The organism is Microcoleus sp. Pol12A5, assembly GCF_036701435.1.
Lineage (GTDB): Bacteria > Cyanobacteriota > Cyanobacteriia > Cyanobacteriales > Microcoleaceae > Microcoleus.
Genome location: NZ_JAUBQU010000287.1, coordinates 1 through 1428, shown reverse-complemented (window position 1 = coordinate 1428; position 1428 = coordinate 1). Strand labels below are relative to the sequence as shown.

Below are 1428 nucleotides of genomic sequence, written 5' to 3'. Positions count from 1 at the left end.
CCCTCTTCTGTCACTCTAGGCAGAAGAAAATAAGAATTCCCTCTCATTCATCAAGTAAGAGAAGGGATTTGGGTAAAAATTCATGTTAGCTCTTAATCGAGCCAAACCTGTAGATAATTGTGGAATCGGAAAAACTCTTAGCCACTGTTGTATCAAGTTAAAGCTAATTAAAGGTTGCAGCATTAATCTCAAGTTATTGAGATGGCTTTTCCAACTGTTTTTCTCATCCCAGTCTTGATGTTGCTCAAAGCGGTGGAGAATTGGGCAGTTTTTTGCCGATGAAGTGTTGGGTAATGAAGTCCGGGAGTTGACGGCTGTATTAGACCTACTATAGAGGCTGATCATCAGGTAAGCACTACAAATGATTTCCCACCATTTTTCAATCTGTGAATATTGGGTGACTCGGAAATCCGCCCATCCTAATTCACTTTTACTTTGTCGAAAACCATATTCAATCCAAGTCCTATTTCCATACAAATTCCCAACTTCTTTAGCTAAAACTCCCGGAATTTGTGTCATCACATACCAGGTTGAATTTTCGAGGATGGTCTCTATATCCGTTGTGATCTCCCAGTAACGCAATTCTCTCTTTTTTCCATAAATAATTTCTCGAATGTAGCGGACTTCTCGGCTTCCATCGGCAAATATCCGCTCAAATTTACGCCATTTGTTAGCTCGAACCCTTTGCTCTGACGGCAACCGTACACCGTGGTTACTCCGAATCGCTACAGCAAACCGAAGGTTTAATCCTTGTAAACAGCGAATAAAGGTACTCGTACTTTCTCCATATAAGCTATCAGCCAGAACATAGTCTATTTCAAACCCCATTGCTTTAATTTCTCTAATCATCTGGCTGGCTATTTGGGGTTTGCTTAGGTAACTATCCTTTAGTTTAAGCCGTTCTTTAGGTTTATAAACTTCAAACATTAATGGGAAAGTTAACCCATCTATTAGACCATAGCTCACTACAGCCACTATGCCATTGTCAATTTTTCCAAGTCGTCCTAAATATTGTCTAGCTACATAATCTGTGGCTTTTCCCTTTTTTGGATCTCCTGTTTCGTCAATGATGAGAACGATTTTTCGATCTTTAACAATTTTTAAAATTAATTCTAGCCTTTGCCTTCTCAAGGCTTGAGCCTCCCAGGGTGATTGGGCAAGAAAGTGATGCAATCCTTGAGCATTTTCTAGCCCCATTATCTCTGCAATGGCTGGTAGTGTCTTACGTTTAATATCAGAAATTATACCAGCATGAAGATGTGTAAAAGCTTCAAAGCTTCTGACTTCTGAAAACAGATTTCTGTAATAGCTACAATACTCATCAATCAATTTCAATGTCGAATCAGCTTGGCGAGGCTTAACCATAGACCCAGCTCAGGTTTGAGAGATTTTGTCCTATTATACTCTGCCTAGAGTGACAGAAGAGGA

The 1428-nt window shown here is 39.7% G+C and carries 1 protein-coding gene; it reads right to left on the bottom strand.

The annotated features are described in order from the left end of the window. Nucleotides 1-15: 15 nt before the first annotated feature. Entirely contained in the window at nt 16-1365 is a 1350-nt protein-coding gene (locus QUA45_RS28790) for an IS701 family transposase (protein WP_445305360.1), read from the bottom strand. Nucleotides 1366-1428: the final 63 nt, after the last annotated feature.

Excerpts from the sequence above, each read along its gene's own strand:
- QUA45_RS28790 (WP_445305360.1), bottom strand. The coding sequence starts at position 1,365 with ATGGTTAAGCCTCGCCAAGCTGATTCGACATTGAAATTGATTGATGAG.